Source organism: Streptomyces sp. NPDC001904 (assembly GCF_040297005.1).
Lineage (GTDB): Bacteria > Actinomycetota > Actinomycetes > Streptomycetales > Streptomycetaceae > Streptomyces.
In genome coordinates this window covers 180,091-197,080 of sequence record NZ_JBEOYI010000015.1, presented here as the reverse complement: position 1 = coordinate 197,080, position 16,990 = coordinate 180,091, and the positions used below count along the sequence as shown (strand labels likewise).

Below are 16,990 nucleotides of genomic sequence, written 5' to 3'. Positions count from 1 at the left end.
GCGCCGGGGGGGGGGGGGCGGGGGCCCCGGCCCCCCCCGCGGCGGCCCCCCCCGCGGCGCCGGGGGGGCCCCCCCCCGCGCGACCAGTCACGGATCACCCGCAGCCGAAAGACGAGCCCAGAGATGTGACGTCCGTCGCTCCGGGCGAGGGGGCTGGGCAGCATGGTTACCCGCAAGTAGCATGAAGGGGTGAGCGCGCGCTCAGTCGCGCGCCGCGGCAGTGCCGTCCCGCATCTTGGAGGAGAGCCATCGTGCCTCGTACCGTCAGGGACGTCGTCTTCGTCGACGGCGTCCGCACCCCGTTCGGCAAGGCGGGCCCGAAGGGCATCTACCACGAGACCCGCGCCGACGACCTCGTCGTGAAGTCCATCCGGGAGCTGCTGCGCCGCAACCCGAACCTGGACCCGGCCAAGATCGACGAGGTCGCCATCGCCGCGACCACGCAGATCGGCGACCAGGGCCTGACCCTGGGCCGCACGGCCGGCATCCTCGCCGGGCTGCCGCAGTCGGTCCCGGGCTACTCCATCGACCGTATGTGCGCCGGTGCGCTCACCGCGGTCACCAGCACGGCCGGCTCCATCGCCTTCGGCGCGTACGACGCCGTCATCGCCGGTGGCGTCGAGCACATGGGCCGCCACCCCATGGGCGAGGGCGTCGACCCGAACCCGCGCTTCGTCAGCGAGAAGCTCGTCGACGAGTCGGCCCTGTTCATGGGCATGACCGCGGAGAACCTGCACGACCGCTACCCGCAGATCACCAAGCAGCGCGCCGACGAGTACGCCGTGCGCTCGCAGGAGAAGGCGGCGAAGGCGTACGCGAACGGCAAGATCCAGCAGGACCTGGTGCCGATCTCGGTGCGCAACACCAACGCCGAGGTGGGCGAGACCGGCTGGGGTCTCGTGACGTCCGACGAGCCGATGCGCCCGGGCACCACCCTGGAGAACCTCGCCGGTCTCAAGACGCCGTTCCGTACGCACGGCCGCGTCACCGCCGGTAACGCCGCGGGGCTGAACGACGGCGCCACCGCGTCGCTGCTCGCCTCCGAGGACTTCGCCCGGGAGAACAACCTCCCGGTCAAGATGCGCCTCGTCAGCTACGCCTTCGTCGGCGTGGAGCCGGAGGTCATGGGCTACGGCCCGATCCCGGCGACGGAGAAGGCCCTCGCCAAGGCGGGCCTGAGCATCGACGACATCGGCCTGTTCGAGATCAACGAGGCGTTCGCCGTCCAGGTGCTCGCCCTGCTCGACCACTACGGCATCGCCGACGACGACCCGCGCGTCAACCAGTACGGCGGCGCCATCGCGTTCGGCCACCCGCTGGCCTCGTCCGGCGTGCGCCTGATGACCCAGCTGGCCCGGCAGTTCGAGGAGCAGCCGAACGTCCGCTACGGCATCACCACCATGTGCGTCGGCTTCGGCATGGGCGCGACGGTCATCTGGGAAAACCCGCACTTCGAGGGGGACAAGTGAGCACCACCGCTGAGCTTTTGAAGGGTGCGGCCGAGCTGTTCCCCGGTGAGGTCGTGACCTCCGCGCACGTACGCCACCTGGAACTGCCGTACGGCGCGGGCCGGTTCGCGCTGATCACGCTGGACAACGGCTTCGACCACACCAAGCCGACCACCTTCGGCCCGGGTTCGCTGGCGAACCTGAACGTCGCCATCGACCAGGTGGAGAAGGAGGCGGCCGACGGCGACATCGTCGGTGTCGGCATCACCGGCAAGCCGTTCATCTTCGCGGTCGGCGCCGACCTCAAGGGCGTCGAGCTGCTGAAGAACCACGACGACGCGCTCGCCATCGGCAAGGGCGGCCACGAGGTCTTCAAGCGCCTCTCGGGCCTGGCCGTGCCGACGTTCGCGTACTACAACGGTGCCGCGATGGGCGGTGGCGTCGAGGTCGGTCTGCACTGCTCGTACCGCACCGTCTCGAAGGCGCTCCCCGCGTTCTCGCTGCCCGAGGTCTTCCTCGGCCTGGTGCCCGGCTGGGGCGGCTGCGCGCTGCTGCCGAACCTGATCGGTGCCGACAAGGCCGTCTCGGTGATCATCGAGAACAGCCTGAACCAGAACAAGCAGCTCAACGGCAAGAAGGTGCACGAGCTGGGGATCGCCGACGCGATCTTCGAGGGCGCCGACTTCCTGGAGCAGTCGCTGATCTGGACGGCGAACGTCCTGAAGGGCGACGTCAAGGTCGAGCGTCCGGACGTCGACCGCGGTGAGGCCTGGGACCAGGCCGTCGCGCGCGGCAGGTTCATCGCCGACTCGAAGGTGCACGGGGCGGCCCCGGCCGCGTACCGCGCCCTGGAGATCATCGCCGCCGCCAAGAGCGGGGACCTCCAGGCCGGGTTCGACGCCGAGGACAAGGCGCTCGCCGACCTCATCATGGGCGGCGAACTGCGCGCCGGCATCTACTCGTTCAACCTGGTGCAGAAGCGTGCCAAGCGGCCCGCCGGTGCCCCGGACAAGAACCTGGCGCGCCCGGTCACCAAGGTCGGCGTCGTCGGCGCCGGTCTGATGGCCTCGCAGCTCGCGCTGCTGTTCCTGCGTCGCCTCGAGGTGCCGGTGGTCCTCACCGACATCGACCAGGAGCGCGTCGACAAGGGTGTGGGCTACGTCCACGCCGAGATCGACAAGCTGCTCGGCAAGGGCCGCGTCAACCAGGACAAGGCCAACCGCCTGAAGGGGCTCGTCTCCGGCGTGCTCGACAAGGCCGAGGGCTTCTCCGACGCGGACTTCATCATCGAGGCCGTCTTCGAGGAGATCGGCGTCAAGCAGCAGGTGTTCGCCGAGGTCGAGGCCGTCGCCCCGGCGCACGCGATCCTCGCCACCAACACCTCGTCGCTCTCGGTCTCCGAGATGGCGTCGAAGCTGAAGCACCCCGAGCGGGTCGTCGGCTTCCACTTCTTCAACCCGGTCGCGATCCTCCCGCTCCTGGAGATCGTGCGCGGCGAGCAGACCGACGACGCGGCGCTCGCCACGGCGTTCGGCGTCGCCAAGAAGCTGAAGAAGACCGCGGTGCTCGTGAAGGACGCCCCGGCGTTCGTCGTGAACCGCATCCTGACCCGCTTCATGGGCGAGATCCAGAACGTCATCGACGAGGGCACCCCCGTCGAGGTCGCCGAGAAGGCCGTCGAGCCGCTCGGTCTGCCGATGTCGCCGCTGGTCCTCCTGGAGCTGGTCGGCCCGGCCATCGGTCTGCACGTCTCGGAGACCCTGAACCGCGCCTTCCCGGAGCGCTTCACGGTGTCCCCGAACCTGGCTGCCGTCGTCAAGGCCGGCAAGCGCGGCTTCTACGTCTACGACTCCGGCAAGCCGGAGCTGGACCCCGAGGTCGCCGCGCTGCTCAAGCAGGGCGATGTCGTCCTCACCGAGGAGCAGGTCCGCGACCGGGTGCTCGACGCGGTCGCCCAGGAGATCGGGCTCATGCTCGACGAGGGTGTCGTCGCCGAGGCGCAGGACATCGACCTGTGCCTGATCACCGGTGCCGGGTGGCCCTTCCACCTGGGTGGCATCACGCCGTACCTGGACCGTGAGGGTGTCTCTCAGCGGGTCAACGGCAAGCCGTTCCTGGAGGCCGGGGTCGCGAGCGTCCCCGCGTAGTCCTGTTCGCTGGTCGACGGTGGCCGTTCCCGCGCTTCGGTGCGGGGGCGGCCATCGCCGTTTCTCGTCCGTGGCTCTCGTCGTGGCTGGTCGCGCAGTTCCCCGCGGCCCTGAAGCGAGCTCCGCCCGCCCTTCAGGGCCCCACCGGCCGTCAGTCGGCGTACGCCTCCTGCCACGCCTCCAGGGCGAGCCCCGGTTCGGCCTTGCGGCGGGTGAGGTACATGCGGGCCGGAGCGCCCGGGACGTACGCGGCGGCGACCACCCGACCGGCGACATCCTCCGTCAGGGCGAGCCGGGCGTCCGGCGGCAGCGGGGCGCCCGACTCCGTCCACCAGGCCCCCGCCCCCTCGACCTCGGTCGGATACGCGGCGAAGGCGATCCGGCCGCTCCGGGAGCGCTGGGCCAGAAGAGTGCAGTCCACGTCGTCGAGGCGGCACCGGACCGCGACCGGAGCGCCGTCGCCGGCGGCGTCCAGCAGCCGTACCGGGTCCGCGCCGCCGCGCCAGGCGTACAGTCCGCCGTCCTCGGTGACGTAGAAGAGCGTGGTGTGCCCGGCCGAGGTCGCCAGGGCGCACAGGGTGTCCGGGCGGACGGCCGCGGGCTGCGGCTTGTCGTCCGCGACGGGCACGGCGCCGGGCTCCGGCTGCCGCCAGCACAGGATGCCCTCGGCCGTCGCGGCGTACAGCGTGATCAGCCCCGACTCACCGGCGACGGCGACGGGCCGCCCGCGGACGCCGCTGCCCTTGAGGTCGCGCCAGGGACCCCAGCCGCCCTTCTCCGCCTGGACGCGCAGGCTCATGCCGCCGCCGTTGTTGCGGACCAGGACGTGGGCGCGGCCCTGGGCGTCGACGGCGAGGGCGGGTGGGCCGGTGCGGTCGCCCTTCTTGTTGGGGTGGCCGATCGAGGCCCAGTCGAGCGCGGCCAGGTGCGGCTGGAAGTGCGTGGAGTGGACCAGGCCGGACTCGCCGGGAACGGTCGGGCGCCAGGCGGCCAGATGGGTGTACCCGAGGGCGCTGCGCGCCAGGGCGAGGGTCGCCGGGTCCACGCGCTGGTCGCCGCCGACGGTGCGGGGCGGTGTCCAGGGGCCGCCGGGAGTGCGCTCCGTACGGCAGACGACCGCGTCGCCGTCCGGCGCGTGGGCATAGGCGCATAGTCCGCCCTCGCGCCCGCGTATCAGCCAGTCGCCGTTCACGTGTTCTACCTTAAGCGGGGGGACGCGTGTGGCTCGTGCGACCCTGACTCCATGAGCGGAGTCCTGGTGGTCGACGGTGCCAATGTCGTGGGCTCGGTGCCCGACGGGTGGTGGCGGGACCGGCGCGGCGCGACCGAGCGGCTGCGGGACCGGCTCGTGGAGCACGCGGAGCGGACCGGCGCCGAGGTGATCCTCGTGGTCGAGGGGGCGGCGAGGGGCGTGGAACCGGTGCCGGGGGTACGGGTGGAGTCGGCCGCGGGCAGCGGGGACGATCACATCGTGGAACTGGTGGCGCGCCTCGGGCGGCCGTGCACCGTCGTCACCGCCGATCGTGAACTGCGGCGCAGGGTGGAGGAGTTGGGGGCCTCGACCGCGGGGCCGCGCACGGTCCGCGGATGACCCGCCCGGCCGGGCCCCGCTCTTCCTCGCGCAATTCCCTGCGATGAATTTCACTCCCGTCCCTGGCGGCCGCCGGATAGACTCCTGAGGCCCCCTCCAGTGAATCGAGGGAGGTCGTCACAGAGGAGCGGGCCCGATATTCCATGAACGATGAACTCCCTGCGCTCGCGCCGAATCTCGCGACGATCGACAGACGGGGCACGGTCGCCGAGACCTATTCGGCGGGGGCGGTCCCCGTGGAGTACCGCTTCCGGCCCGCGGACGGTGATGTCCGGCATCTCGTGGTGGTTTTCTCCGGGCTCGGCGCACCCAATGGGTACCACTTCGCAGGGAAGTCCTTGAGCGGCCTGCGGGCCAATGTGCTGTGGATCCGGGACGATTTCGACGGCAACTACAGCTACTACATGTGCCGCGGAATGAACTTCGAGATCGAGGGCGCCGTTCTCGGACTCATCGAGGGCACGCTGAACCAGCTCGGTCTGACGCGTGACCAGGTGAGCGTGCTGGGGGTTTCGAAGGGCGGCAGCGCCGCTCTCTATTACGGCCTGAAGTACGGGTACCGGAACATCGTGTCGGTGGTCCCGCAGTTCCTCATCGGCAGTTATGTACGGGACCGTGCGGTGACCGGCCGGTACATGATGGGCGAGGACATGCCCCAGCAGCACGTCGATGTCCTCGACCGTGCCATTCCCGACCTGCTCAAGGCCTACGGCGGACAGGGGCACAACATCTACCTGTTCACGTCGGAGGCCGACGAGCAGTACGAGACGGAGATCAGTCCGCACCTCCAGCTCTTCTGGGCCTGCGAGAACTTCAACTTCATCCGCACACGTTCGCAGTTGGTGCGCCAGCACGGCGAGGTGTCGTTCTACAACCTCCAGCTCACCCTGGGCGTGCTCGCGGCGCTCGCCGAGGGGGCCCCGCCCCGCCTGGGCTTCGTCGAGAACGGGGACGCGCGGGTCGACCCGGTCGAGCAGCAGCGGTACCTGGCCGAGCTGCGCGGCACCGACGCGCTCACCGCCGTGCTGCTCAAGCAGGAGATACGCGGCGGCAGTCTGCACCTGAGCGGCCACGCCTTCATTCCGGGGCAGTCCCCGCACGGCGAATTCCCGACCACGAAGAGCCTGGTCCTCGAAGGCCGCGGCAAGCACTGGGAGTTCCCGCTCGCGACGACCGAGGCGAAGTACACGTACAGCCGCTACTTCGACCGTTTCGCCCGTGACTACGCGGACGGCGGTTTCGAGCCGGAGGCGGATTCCGGAATTCCGATGAAGGGCATTCCCGGCGGTGTCTACGAGCTGTCCGTACGGGTGCAGAGTCCGGCCGAGGGAATCGACCGGAGGACGAAGCTCGTCACGCAGCGCGCTTTCGACATCCGGCGTCCCGTGGGCGGCATCGAGGTCTGTCTGATCGGTGACGAGAACCGGGTGCGACTGGTCCGCCGGCCGCTGATCGGACACGTCTCCCAGGAGACCGCCTTCTCGATGGAGAAGAGCTGGCTCAAGGACCGCACCCTGCACGTCGAGGGGGTGTTCTTCGTCCACGGAATCGAGGCGGCGGACCGAGGCCACGCGCATTACTACCTGGTGCTGCGCGGAGAGCGGTCCACGCATTCCTTCCGGCTCGGCATGTCCCGCAAAGTCGCCGCGATACGCCCGCACGTCCGGCCCGGTGACTACGGCACGTACGACTTCGCCTACTTCGCCACGTCGGGATACAAGGGCGTCAGCCTGGACAAGGCGCCCGCCGGGGACTACGAGGCGTACATATCCATGAGTACGGGCGGCTCTCTCTTCTCGGCGCCGGCGGGAAACGTCACGCTTTCCTGAACCGGCCGAAAGGCCCGGCGCTCATTCGGGAAGGACCGCGACGGCGTCGGCGACCCGGCGCTCGGTCACCGGGCCGTCGTCGGCGGAGCGCGGCCGGTTGCGCAGTTCGCCCCGCACGACGGCCGTCGTCGAACCGCCGCCGTCGAGATTGATCCCGTCGACGGCTCCGAGGGAGCGCAGCAGCCCGGCCGCCTCGGCCGGTGTCGTGCCGACGCTCTCACCGCGCGCCCTCCCGTCGACGGTGACCAGGAGCAACGTGCCGTCCGCGGTGACGCCCGCGAGCGTGCGCGGCTGGCGTTTCGCGGCGAGGCTCCGCACACCCGGATCCACGGACCCGGCGCGCAGCAGCCGCGCACTGCCCGCCACCGCCGTCTCCACGGGCCCGGCCGGTGCGCGTCCGGCAGCATCGGTGACACGCTCCGAAACCGCCATCCGCGTACCGGACTCGGCGTGCGCGCGCAGCCAGCCGGCGCCCGCGCCGATCCCGTACAGCGCGCTGCCGCCCGGGGGAAGGGGGCCGCCGGCGGGGGTCCGGGTCGCGCGTACGGTCGCGTCCGCGCCCAGCAGGACCTCGGTGCTGCCCCGCGGGCCTGCCGGAGTGTTCGCACCCCACTCGGTGGTGAAGGAGACGATCTCGTCGGGGTCGGTGCACAGGCCGCTGTAGGGCCGCGTCATGGGCCGGCCGGTGGCGGCGAGACGGTCCCCGCCGACGCCGCCGCAGCCGAGGATCCGGCCCGCGACCCGGTTGACGCCGTCGAGTTCGCGGCGGGCACCGTCGGCGGCGCGCAGCCGGCCGGCGGTGGCGGCCTCGGCGATCCGGGCGACCGTGCGTCCGCCGGAGCGGCCGACGAGCAGCGCGGGCCGGCCGGCGATCGCCTCGCTGAGCACCTTGCCGCGCTCCACGTAGAGCCCGCTCGGATCGCCGTCGTAGCCACCGTGGTGGTGCCCCGTACCGATGTCGAAGTACGTGCCGTTGACCGCGCCGAGCGCCCCCGCGCGGCGGGCCATGGACCGGACGGTCTCGGCCCGGGCCAGCACGGTGCCGTGCACGCCGGTGACCCTGACCCGTGCGTCCGGGGCGACGCTCAGGACCGTCACGCGCACCGGGCTGCCGTCGGCGAGCCGTCGTACGGACTCCCGGACGCGGAATCCGTCGGGCAGGGGGGTCTCGCCGGATCCCGGGGCCGAGGCGGGAGCCGGTCCCGGCTTCGGGGCGTCCGACGAGCCGGTCGAGGTGCAGCCGTTGACCGTCAGCACCAGGCCGAGCATCGCAACGGCCGTCCTGAGCAGGCCCGTTCGCGCGGTGCTACCGATCGCCCGGCCGTCCCGTCGCTCGCGGCCGTGCCGGATCACCGGCCGGAAAGGCGCCTGTCATTCGGCGACCACCCCCGGGTCCATGGTGTCGATCACGTCGAAGGCACGCTCGCAGTTGAAGGTGTCGCGCAGCACGAAGAACTCCTCGGCCCGCCGTGTGTACTGCGGTTCGACCCGGAAGTCCCGGCTGATGGACGCGATGATCTCGTCGACGGCCCGCTCGACGGTGCCGCAGGTCGGGCCGAAGCCGTCCCGCGCGAGGTCGAAGTAGCCGCGCTTGTAGTGCTTGCTGTAGAACGCCTCGTCGTCGAAGTTCGTGTAGACGATCGGCTTGCGCATGTAGGCGACGTCGAAGAAGACCGACGAGTAGTCCGTCACCAGCATCGAGCACTCGCGCATCGCCAGCTGCACGTCGCGGCCGGTCGTGGAGACCGTGATCGACGGGTGGTCGATGCGGAAGTGCTTGAGGTACGGGCGGATCTCGTAGTGCGGCATGAACTCCAGTTCCACGTTGTAGTACTGGAGCGCCTTCAGGAGGCGTTCGTCGCGCAGCAGGGACGAGAAGAAGCGGTAGTACTCGGAGGCCGCGAAGGGGATGTCGGGCTTGGCCGCCTTGTTGTAGGAGGGGGCGACGATGTCGCGGCGCCAGGTGGGCATGACGAGGACGCGGCGCAGTCCGGGGACGGGTTCGAGGGCGTCGAAGCGCGGCAGGCCGGTCGCGGCGACCCGGTCGTAGCCGTATCCGCAGTGCTCGGCGTAGTAGGCGCGCTCGCTGCGGCCGGTGGTCAGCACCATGTCCACGTTGGTGACCTGGGCGTGGATGGACGGCGCGACGTCGTTGTAGACGACGCCGTGCTGGAGGAAGACGCGCTTGTAGCGCAGCAGGTCGCCGTAACCGCGCAGGAACGCCCGCTTGGACAGGCCCGGGAAGCCGAGGTAGGCCTCCAGGTCGTAGGCGTTGATCAGGCGGCGGGCGTGCAGCAGGTAGACGCGGTACTTCCACGACAGCCGGTCGATGACGTGGCCGTACGGGTCGATCTTGGCGCGGTCGGCGGAGTCGCCGTTGATCGCGTAGTAGACCTTGCGCTTGGGCGCGTTCTGCCGGATCCACTTGAACAGGTGGTACGAGTTGTCCTGCGCGGTGTCCTCGCGCTCACCGATGATCCAGATGTTCTTGCGGTGCAGCCACGGGTGGGTGAGCCAGTACAGCAGGCGGGTGCGCCAGCCGGGCCTGCCGGGCAGCGCGGCCCGCAGCTCCTTGCGGAAGCGGCCGAGCTTGTTGCCGCCGCGGCGGAGCAGGCCCTTGACCCGGCGGACGGTGAGCTGCTCGTCGTCGTCGATGGTGAGCAGGACCGTGGCGCGGCCCGCCCGGTGGACGCCCTTGAAGCGGTGCAGCATCTGGCGGGCCTCGACGGGCGTGTCCAGGTGCCGGTCGCCGTCGTGGACGCGGACCGCGACGGTCAGGTCGCGGTTGCCGAGCCGGCCGAAGTCGCCGGGCCGGACCACGGCGCGCCAGCCGGAGAACCAGTCCTGCTCCTTGCGGGTGCGCCAGCGGTCGCGCCGGTAGACCTGTTCGACGGGGACCGTGGCCTCGGACCGGCCGTCGCTCAGGACGAGTTCGACGCGGTTGCGGAACTCGTGGGCGATGTCGACGCCGGACAGCACGAGGAGTCCCTCGAAGGTGATCGCCTCGGGGGTGACGTCGAAGGTCTCCAGGACGGCCTTCTGCCGGTCGACGCGGAGCAGCGCGGTCTCGGTGGTGTCGACGGTGAGCCGCCGGAACAGGCCCGTGTCGTCGATGTGCAGGTAGGGCGCGTGGTCGGGCCGGTCGTGCGGGTCGCAGAAGAGCTCGAAGTTGCCGGTGCGCACGGCGTGGTGCTGGAGCCGGGCCTGCGCGTTGACCGCGTACTGCAGGATCAGGTCGTCGGGTATCTGCGCGTAGACGTCGTGCAGGGCGCCGAAGACCGCGGCGATCTCGGCCCGGCTCATGATGCGGTGGATGTTGCGCAGGTACGGCTGGAAGGTGCGGACGACGAAGCGCTGGGCGAGGCGGGCGGCGCGCGGGGGCAGCGAGCCGCTGCGGCCCAGGAGGTGCCCGCACAGCCGGATCAGTTCCTGGGTCTTGACCGGGTCGTTCCACGGCAGGTCGAAGAGGGAGTCGCGCTGCTCGCGGTCGCGCTCGTAGGTGCTCGCGGTGGGCGCGACGGCGATCCGGCGGGCGTGCAGCAGGGCGGGCACGGTGACCCAGGCGTCCTCGTGGCCCGGGCCCATGCCCAGGCGCAGGTTCTGCCGGCGCACCAGGTCGGTGCGGATGAGCTTCGCTCCGAGGCCGGTGGAGAAGATCAGGTAGGGCGCGTCGTCGAGCTGGGTGATGGCGGTCTTCCGCTTGCCGAAGTACCGCTTCCAGGGGGTGTCGGTGTCGCGGCGCGGGCCGGGGAAGTTGTCCTGGTCGCCGACGACGACGTCGGCCCCGGTGTGCTCGGCGGCGGCCAGCAGCCGGCCGATGACGTCCTCGCCGAGGATGTCGCGGGCGCGCGCGAACATCACGAACGGGGCGCCGACGTAGCGCAGTCCGTGGTCGAAGGCGGCGCGCATGCCCATCAGGGCCTGCGGGACGACGGTGACGTTCGGGTAGTGCACCGCGAAGCTGGCGAGCCGGCGGCCGGTGCTGTCGGAGGAGCCGTCGTCGACGAGGATCACCTGGGTGCGGGCGAACTCCGCCTGCGCGGCCAGTGAGCTGAGGAACTCGAACAGGTTGTACTCGTCGTTGTGGCAGTGCACGACGAGGGAGGCGGCGAAGCGCTGGACGGTGGCGCCGGGCGTCGGCGCGGGCGCCGTCGACCACCACAGCCAGGGGGTGCCGCGGTCGTCGGCCCGCTCCGCCTGCGCGCTCGTCTCGGGGCGCAGGGCGAGGTTGCCGCTGACGGTCTCGTAGATCTCGAACGTCTCGTCGTCGCCGTGGTAGCGCTCCCGGGACATGTCGAGACCGCGGATGCAGACGGTGGTGGTGGCCCGCTGGCCCGCGTGCCGGATCTGTACGAACAGGTTCCAGACGGCGCCCTGGGCGTGGCCGGGCCGGCCGACGGTCTCGTCGAGGTCGACGGTGGTCTGGAAGTGGATGTAGTCGTCGTCGACCTCGACGCCGCTGACCGTGAAGGTGTGGTCGGTCTTGGGGCTGCGGCGGCGCAGCACGGCGATGAGTTCGAGCTTGTCCTTGGGGACGACGCGGCCGAACTGGTTGCGGATGCGGCCGGTGACGTGGAGTTCGCCGTCGTGGATCTCGACGCGGGTGGCCTGGTTGAACAGGCGCGCGTCAGCCAGCTTCTGGCCGGTCAGATCGAGGTCGGTGACGTCGAGGAAGTAGTCGGCGTGCGGCCGGCCGAGCAGGGCGCCGGACCAGAAGACCTTGTCGTCGCGTTCGACCAGGTCGCTGCTGAGGACGGAGCGCCGCTGCACGTAGTCGGCGACGGTCAGCGCCACGTCGACCCGGCCGTGCATCAGCCCGAAGGCGCGGACGCGCTCCAGGGGGCCCGCCAGTTCGTACGTGGCCGGGGGCAGGGAGCGCAGGTAGGGGGCGACGACGCGGACGAAGGCCTCGCGGTAGGCGTCGTCGCCGTCGCGCAGTTCGGGGGTGTAGAGCTTCAGGTCGTGGGAGAGGAACTTGGCCGCCTTGTGGGCGATCAGGTCGTGGCCGCCGTTGTGCGCGAGGAACGCGTCGGTCCACTGGTGCACGAGGACGCGGTCGCGGATGCTGCGCAGTTCGCCGCGGCGGTTGGTGATGGAGGGGGTGTCGGTCTCCCGCTCCCAGATCCAGCGGTAGACGGGCGCGGCGAGCAGCGTGATGGTGCGGGCGCAGAATCCGGCGACGGTGGAGAAGTACGTGTCCTCGAAGTACACGTTCTCGGGGAAGCGGATGCCGTTGTCGAGCAGGAAGTCCAGCCGGAACAGCTTGGCGGCGGCGATCGGGTCGTCGACCAGCTCGGGCACGGCGGCGAGGCCGCCGGTGACGGTGCGGTCGGTGCCGTAGAGCTGGGGCTGCCAGATCGTCGTCTCGTCCTTGGCGAGGTTCACCCGCAGGGCGCGGCCCGCGGTGATCTCCGAGCCGGTGGCGAGCGCGGCGGCGAGCAGGGTCTCGACGGCCTTGTGCGGCAGTTCGTCGTCGGCGTCGAGGAACATCAGGAACTGGCCGGTGGCGGCCTCGATGCCGTTGTTGCGGGGGGCGCCGACGCCGCCGCTGTTCTGCTGCCGGGGCAGGATCCGCACCCGTCCGTCGCGGTGCGCGTATCCCTGGGCGACGGTGACGGTGCCGTCGGTGGAGGCGTCGTCGACGACCAGCACCTCGACGCGCTGGTGCGTCTGCCCGAGGGCGGAGCGCAGGGCGCGGTCGAGGGTGGCACCGGCGTTGTAGGCGCCGATGACGATCGTGACGGTGTACGCGGACGGGTCCGGGTGGGGCGCGGGGTGCTGGTTCATCTCAGGCGCCCGTCGCCCTCCGTCCAGGACTGCTCGACGCGCTGGACGACCTGGACGGGGATCGGCTGGGTGGCCTGGTGGTCGGCGGGGACGTACGAGCCCAGCGGAGAGACGTACGTGTAGCCCGGCTGCGGCTGCTGGTACGGCACCGGCTCCGGCTGGGGGTACGGGTGGAAGCCCGGGTCCTCGTACGGCTGGGGCGCGGGGAAGCGCTCCTCGACGTCGGCCGGCGGCAGCGGCGCGTCGGGCACACGGCCGCGGTGGCGTCCGGCGAAGAGGTGGTCGGCGACGGTGCCGACGGTCTGCGGGGCGGGCGCCAGCTCGTCCATGACGCGGGTGAAGTCCCGGGTGGAGAGCCAGAACTTGTACATGATCACGAGCTCGAAGAGGCCGAGCAGCACCGCGGATGCGGCGGTGGTCCACAGGATCTGGCCGATCAGCGGGCCCACGATGAAGATGAACATCTGGAACTCGATGCCGCTGATCAGGTGCGGCCTGATGCGGCTGCGCAGCAGGGCCTGGCGGACCCGGGTGTACCAGGGGAAGCGGCCGCGGAACTGGGCGTGCAGGTCGACGACCTCGCCGGTGCCGGCGTGCTGCTTGAGCACGTCGGCCTCGATGCCCGGGTTCTCGCGCAGCAGGTCCTCCATGAAGACGACCTTGGACTCGGCGCCCGCGGCGGGCTGTGCCTGCTGCGGGGCGGGGCGGCCCTGCGGGGGCCGGTGCCCGGCCTGCGGCTCCTGCTGGGCCTCTCGGGCCCGCAGGAGTCGCTGGGTCTGTTCGAACTGCTCGGCCCTGGCGGCCTGCTCGGCGGCGGCCTCTGCCGCGGCCTGCGCCTCGGCGGCCTTGCGCTCGGCGGTGACCTTCTCGATCTTCGTCCGCATCGACATGCGCATCTTGTAGATCTGCAGCGCGTCGACGTAGCGCAGCATGTCGAGGAAGACCACGACGAGCGCGGCCAGCAGGAAGTAGGCCTCGTGCGTGCGCAGGTACTGACCGCCCATCAGGGCGAGGGCGCAGAACAGCACGCGGATGCGGTCGAAGACGTAGTCGAGCCAGCCGCCGAAGACGGAGCCGTTGCCCTTGAGGCGGGCCAGCTTGCCGTCGATGCAGTCGAGGATGAAGCTCAGGTGGTAGAGCGCGGCGCCGATGATCAGCGACATGCGGTCACCGCGCAGGAAGAGCCCCGCGGAGCCGAGGCCGACGAACAGCGCGGCCCAGGTCACCCGGTTCGGCGTGACGAAACGGAACCGGGCGAGCCAGCACAGCATGCGGGTGGCCACCGGGTCCACGAGCAGTACCGTCCACCACGCGTCACGCTTCTTGCACGTGAGCTTCTGGACGGCCCGTACGGACAGCTTTCTCATCGACCCTCTGCGACTCTGCTGGCTTCACCTGATGTTCACAGCACATTCGGTCGCTATTCGGACAGTGACCGCGCAGGATCTTCGCTCGACTTCTTGATTTCAGTCAAACCTCAGAACAAAAGCGACATAAGTCCTTAAAATTAATTCAACTCTCACCTTTAATAAGCGACATAAGGCTCAAGTTGTGCGATGACGCGTGAAACCGATGGGTAGCCGACGTCCGATCGATGGGAGAGACATGCATCACGTGTCTTCCGATACAGCCATCGGCCCCTGAAGTGAGTCCGCGAAGCGTGGGCCTCAGTCTCACTCTGAGACATTGTTGAGCGTCGAAGTGCGTCTATAGTGCTGCGACGTCCGGCTGACCCCACGCGCGCCGGTACGGCACGACCGGACCCGTCCCCGCCTCGGCGATCCCCCACTCCGGCTCTCACGTGCGCCCATCTGACGTCCGCCGCCCCGGAGGATTGCGAACCCATGAGTCATGCCACCGCCACGCCCAGCCGACGACGCGGCAAGGCCCCACGGCGCGAGCGCACCCGCGGTCAGCGCATCCGCCGCATCATCCTGTGGACGCTGCTGGTCGTGGTGCTGGCCGCGGGCGGCACCGGATACTGGCTCTACAGCAGCCTCAACGGCAACATCGACGGCGTCGACCTCGACAAGGCGATCGGCACCGACCGCCCGGAGAAGCTGCCGACCAGCGGGACGAACGTGCTGGTCCTCGGCTCCGACTCGCGGGCCGGCGCCAACGCGAAGCTGAAGACCGGCAATGTCTCCGGCGCCCGCTCGGACACCGCCCTGGTGATGCACATACCCGAGGGCCGCAAGCAGGCCACGGCCGTCAGCATCCCGCGCGACACCCTGGTCACCCGCCCCGAGTGCACCAAGACCGACGGCACGACCGTGCCGTCGGCGAAGCGCGTGATGTTCAACTCCGTGTACTCCCTGGCCGGTCCGGCCTGTGTGGTCAAGACCGTCGAGAAGATGTCCGGAGTGCGCCTCGACCACTTCATGGAGATCGACTTCGCGGGCTTCAAGGGACTCGTCGACGCCATCGGCGGCGTGGACGTCACCGTCGACCAGGCGATCCACGACAAGTCCAGCGGGCTCGACCTGGCCAAGGGCACCCACAAGCTGAACGGCACCGAGTCCCTCGCGTTCGTCCGCACCCGGCACGGCATCGGCGACGGCAGCGACCTCGGCCGCATCGGTCTCCAGCAGCAGTTCATGATCGCCCTGCTGAGCGAGATCAAGAAGCAGGACCTGCTGGGCAGCCCCACCAAGTCGTACAAGATCGCCGACAGCCTGACCTCGTCGCTGACCACCGACTCCGAGCTCGCCAACCTCAAGGCCCTCGCCGAGTTCGGCCGCAGCCTCAAGGGCGTCGACCCGGCGACGATGGAGACGATCATGCTGCCGGTGCAGTACGACACGGCCGACCCCAACCGGGTCGTCGCCGCCGAGCCGCAGGCCACGCAGTTGTGGAAGGCGCTGCGCACCGGCGCCGAGATCCCCGAGTCGGCGAAGAAGTCGCCCGCGACCGGCGGGAACTGACACGACGGAAGGGGCGGACGCCGAGCGTCCGCCCCTTCCGCTGTGTCCCGGTGCGACCCGGATCCGGCCCCGCCTCAGATCCGGTACCAGTCCCCCAGCGAGAGCCCGGAGCCGGCCGTCTGATGTGTGATCCACACCGTGCCCGACTCGTCGACCGCGGCGAGCGTGAGCGCGCCGTGCCAGTCCACGGCGAGCCCGGGACCGCCCACGCAGCCGCGCCCGGTGTCCGACCACCACACGCCGTTCGCCTCCGACTCGGAGACGAACGCCGCCAGTTGGATCGTCCCGGTGACGCCCCGGTGGGCGAGGACCGTGCAGTCGTAGCCGTCGACGTAGGCGCGGGCGGCCGCGATCTGGGTGTCGTCCGCGCCGCCGCCGAGGGCGACCGGCCAGACGCCGGGGCGCTGCGCGATCAGTCCGCCCGCACGGTCCGCCCAGTAGAACGTGAGCCGCTCGCGCGCGGTCTCCACACCGGCGACCGAGCCCACGGCGGGCGTCTGCGGGATGTCGTAGCCGCGCAGGAAGTCCCCGCCGGGCTCGGTCTGGTACCAGTGCAGGGCGGCGCGCCGGCCGGGGGCGAGCAGTTCGACGCGGCCCGACGCGGTCACCGCCGGGGCCAGACCGTGCAGGGCCTGGTCGCCGCCGAGGTCCTGCCAGGGCAGCCACTTGCCGCCCTTGCCCTCGCGGCGCAGGTGCACCCCGCCCGCGCCGTCGCGCACGAAGACATGGACGGTTCCGTCGTGGTCGACGGCGCCCGCGGGGCGGCCGAACTTCCGCGCGCCCTCCAGGTCCTTGAACGGGTTTCCGAGACCGCGCCACTCCGAGAGCGGACGGCCCGTCTGGTACTGGATGGCGTGCACGATGTCGACGGTCGCGGCGCCGTCCGGACTCCTGCGGTCCCGGCGGCCGAGGAAGTGGACGTAACCGTCGGCGCCCTGCACCAGGGAGACGAAGCGGGTGCGCGGCGCGGGCAGCAGCACCGGCTCGCTCCAGCGCGGCACGCCCGGGGCCTCCTGCGTCCAGCGCCGGATGCCGTCCTTCACCGGAAGGTAGACGGTCAGCCGCCCGTCCTTGCCGAGGAACAGCCAGCGGCCGCCCTCGACACCGACCGGCTCCGGGGCCCGGCTCGACGACTCTCCGCTCACGGTGCTCATCGGCATGACCCGTGCCACCCTCCCACTGAATTCCATCCCGGTTCAGACGCCCGGAACCTGAAATTTACTATCATATGCAGCCGAGTCTTGACAGGGGAGGGTCAAGCGAG

10 protein-coding genes are annotated in these 16,990 nt (G+C 70.6%); 5 read left to right on the top strand and 5 right to left on the bottom strand.

What is annotated here, in order from left to right:
- Window positions 1–251 precede the first annotated feature (251 nt).
- Window positions 252–1,469 carry a thiolase family protein gene (locus ABT127_RS23945; RefSeq protein WP_351453569.1) on the top strand — a complete coding sequence of 406 codons (1,218 nt, stop codon included), beginning with the start codon at window positions 252–254 and terminating at the stop codon, window positions 1,467–1,469.
- A complete protein-coding gene (locus ABT127_RS23940; protein WP_351453566.1) occupies window positions 1,466–3,595 on the top strand; it encodes a 3-hydroxyacyl-CoA dehydrogenase NAD-binding domain-containing protein in 2,130 nt (709 codons plus the stop codon). Before ABT127_RS23945 ends, ABT127_RS23940 begins: the two co-directional genes overlap by 4 nt.
- Before the next feature lie 151 nt (window positions 3,596–3,746).
- Here the strand turns inward: ABT127_RS23940 and ABT127_RS23935 are convergent, their stop codons facing one another.
- Window positions 3,747–4,787, bottom strand: coding sequence for a PLL family lectin (locus tag ABT127_RS23935; RefSeq protein WP_351453564.1), 1,041 nt, complete (start codon window positions 4,785–4,787; stop codon window positions 3,747–3,749).
- A gap of 51 nt (window positions 4,788–4,838) precedes the next feature.
- Here ABT127_RS23935 and ABT127_RS23930 point away from each other — a divergent pair, with 51 nt between their 5' ends.
- Both ABT127_RS23930 and ABT127_RS23925 read left to right on the top strand, forming a co-directional pair.
- A complete protein-coding gene (locus ABT127_RS23930) occupies window positions 4,839–5,186 on the top strand; it encodes a PIN domain-containing protein (RefSeq protein ID WP_351453561.1) in 348 nt (115 codons plus the stop codon).
- 143 nt (window positions 5,187–5,329) lie between these two features.
- On the top strand, window positions 5,330–7,015 hold the full coding sequence (locus ABT127_RS23925) for a hypothetical protein (RefSeq protein ID WP_351453558.1): 1,686 nt from the start codon (window positions 5,330–5,332) through the stop codon (window positions 7,013–7,015).
- Window positions 7,016–7,036: 21 nt separating this feature from the next.
- Here ABT127_RS23925 and ABT127_RS23920 read toward each other — a convergent pair whose 3' ends face one another.
- The 3 genes from ABT127_RS23920 to ABT127_RS23910 form a co-directional block, all read right to left on the bottom strand.
- A complete protein-coding gene (locus tag ABT127_RS23920) occupies window positions 7,037–8,284 on the bottom strand; it encodes a phosphodiester glycosidase family protein (protein WP_351453556.1) in 1,248 nt (415 codons plus the stop codon).
- 102 nt (window positions 8,285–8,386) lie between these two features.
- Window positions 8,387–12,802 carry a glycosyltransferase gene (locus tag ABT127_RS23915; protein WP_351453553.1) on the bottom strand — a complete coding sequence of 1,472 codons (4,416 nt, stop codon included), beginning with the start codon at window positions 12,800–12,802 and terminating at the stop codon, window positions 8,387–8,389.
- Window positions 12,799–14,169: a CDP-alcohol phosphatidyltransferase family protein gene (locus ABT127_RS23910; protein WP_351453551.1), complete on the bottom strand. Its 1,371-nt coding sequence runs from the start codon at window positions 14,167–14,169 to the stop codon at window positions 12,799–12,801. Before ABT127_RS23910 ends, ABT127_RS23915 begins: the two co-directional genes overlap by 4 nt.
- Window positions 14,170–14,646: 477 nt before the next feature.
- Between ABT127_RS23910 and ABT127_RS23905 the strand changes: the two genes are divergently transcribed.
- Window positions 14,647–15,726: an LCP family protein gene (locus ABT127_RS23905; protein WP_351453549.1), complete on the top strand. Its 1,080-nt coding sequence runs from the start codon at window positions 14,647–14,649 to the stop codon at window positions 15,724–15,726.
- Window positions 15,727–15,800: 74 nt separating this feature from the next.
- Here ABT127_RS23905 and ABT127_RS23900 read toward each other — a convergent pair whose 3' ends face one another.
- Window positions 15,801–16,886, bottom strand: coding sequence for a PLL family lectin (locus ABT127_RS23900; protein WP_351453546.1), 1,086 nt, complete (start codon window positions 16,884–16,886; stop codon window positions 15,801–15,803).
- Between the last annotated feature and the right edge of the window lie 104 nt (window positions 16,887–16,990).

What these genes read in the sequence shown, in the direction of transcription:
- ABT127_RS23910 (WP_351453551.1), bottom strand. Translation starts at nt 14,169, where the DNA reads ATGAGAAAGCTGTCCGTACGGGCCGTCCAGAAGCTCACGTGCAAGAAG.
- ABT127_RS23915 (WP_351453553.1), bottom strand. Translation starts at nt 12,802, where the DNA reads ATGAACCAGCACCCCGCGCCCCACCCGGACCCGTCCGCGTACACCGTC.
- ABT127_RS23930 (WP_351453561.1), top strand. Translation starts at nt 4,839, where the DNA reads ATGAGCGGAGTCCTGGTGGTCGACGGTGCCAATGTCGTGGGCTCGGTG.
- ABT127_RS23925 (WP_351453558.1), top strand. Translation starts at nt 5,330, where the DNA reads ATGAACGATGAACTCCCTGCGCTCGCGCCGAATCTCGCGACGATCGAC.
- ABT127_RS23900 (WP_351453546.1), bottom strand. Translation starts at nt 16,886, where the DNA reads ATGCCGATGAGCACCGTGAGCGGAGAGTCGTCGAGCCGGGCCCCGGAG.
- ABT127_RS23920 (WP_351453556.1), bottom strand. Translation starts at nt 8,284, where the DNA reads ATGCTCGGCCTGGTGCTGACGGTCAACGGCTGCACCTCGACCGGCTCG.
- ABT127_RS23905 (WP_351453549.1), top strand. Translation starts at nt 14,647, where the DNA reads ATGAGTCATGCCACCGCCACGCCCAGCCGACGACGCGGCAAGGCCCCA.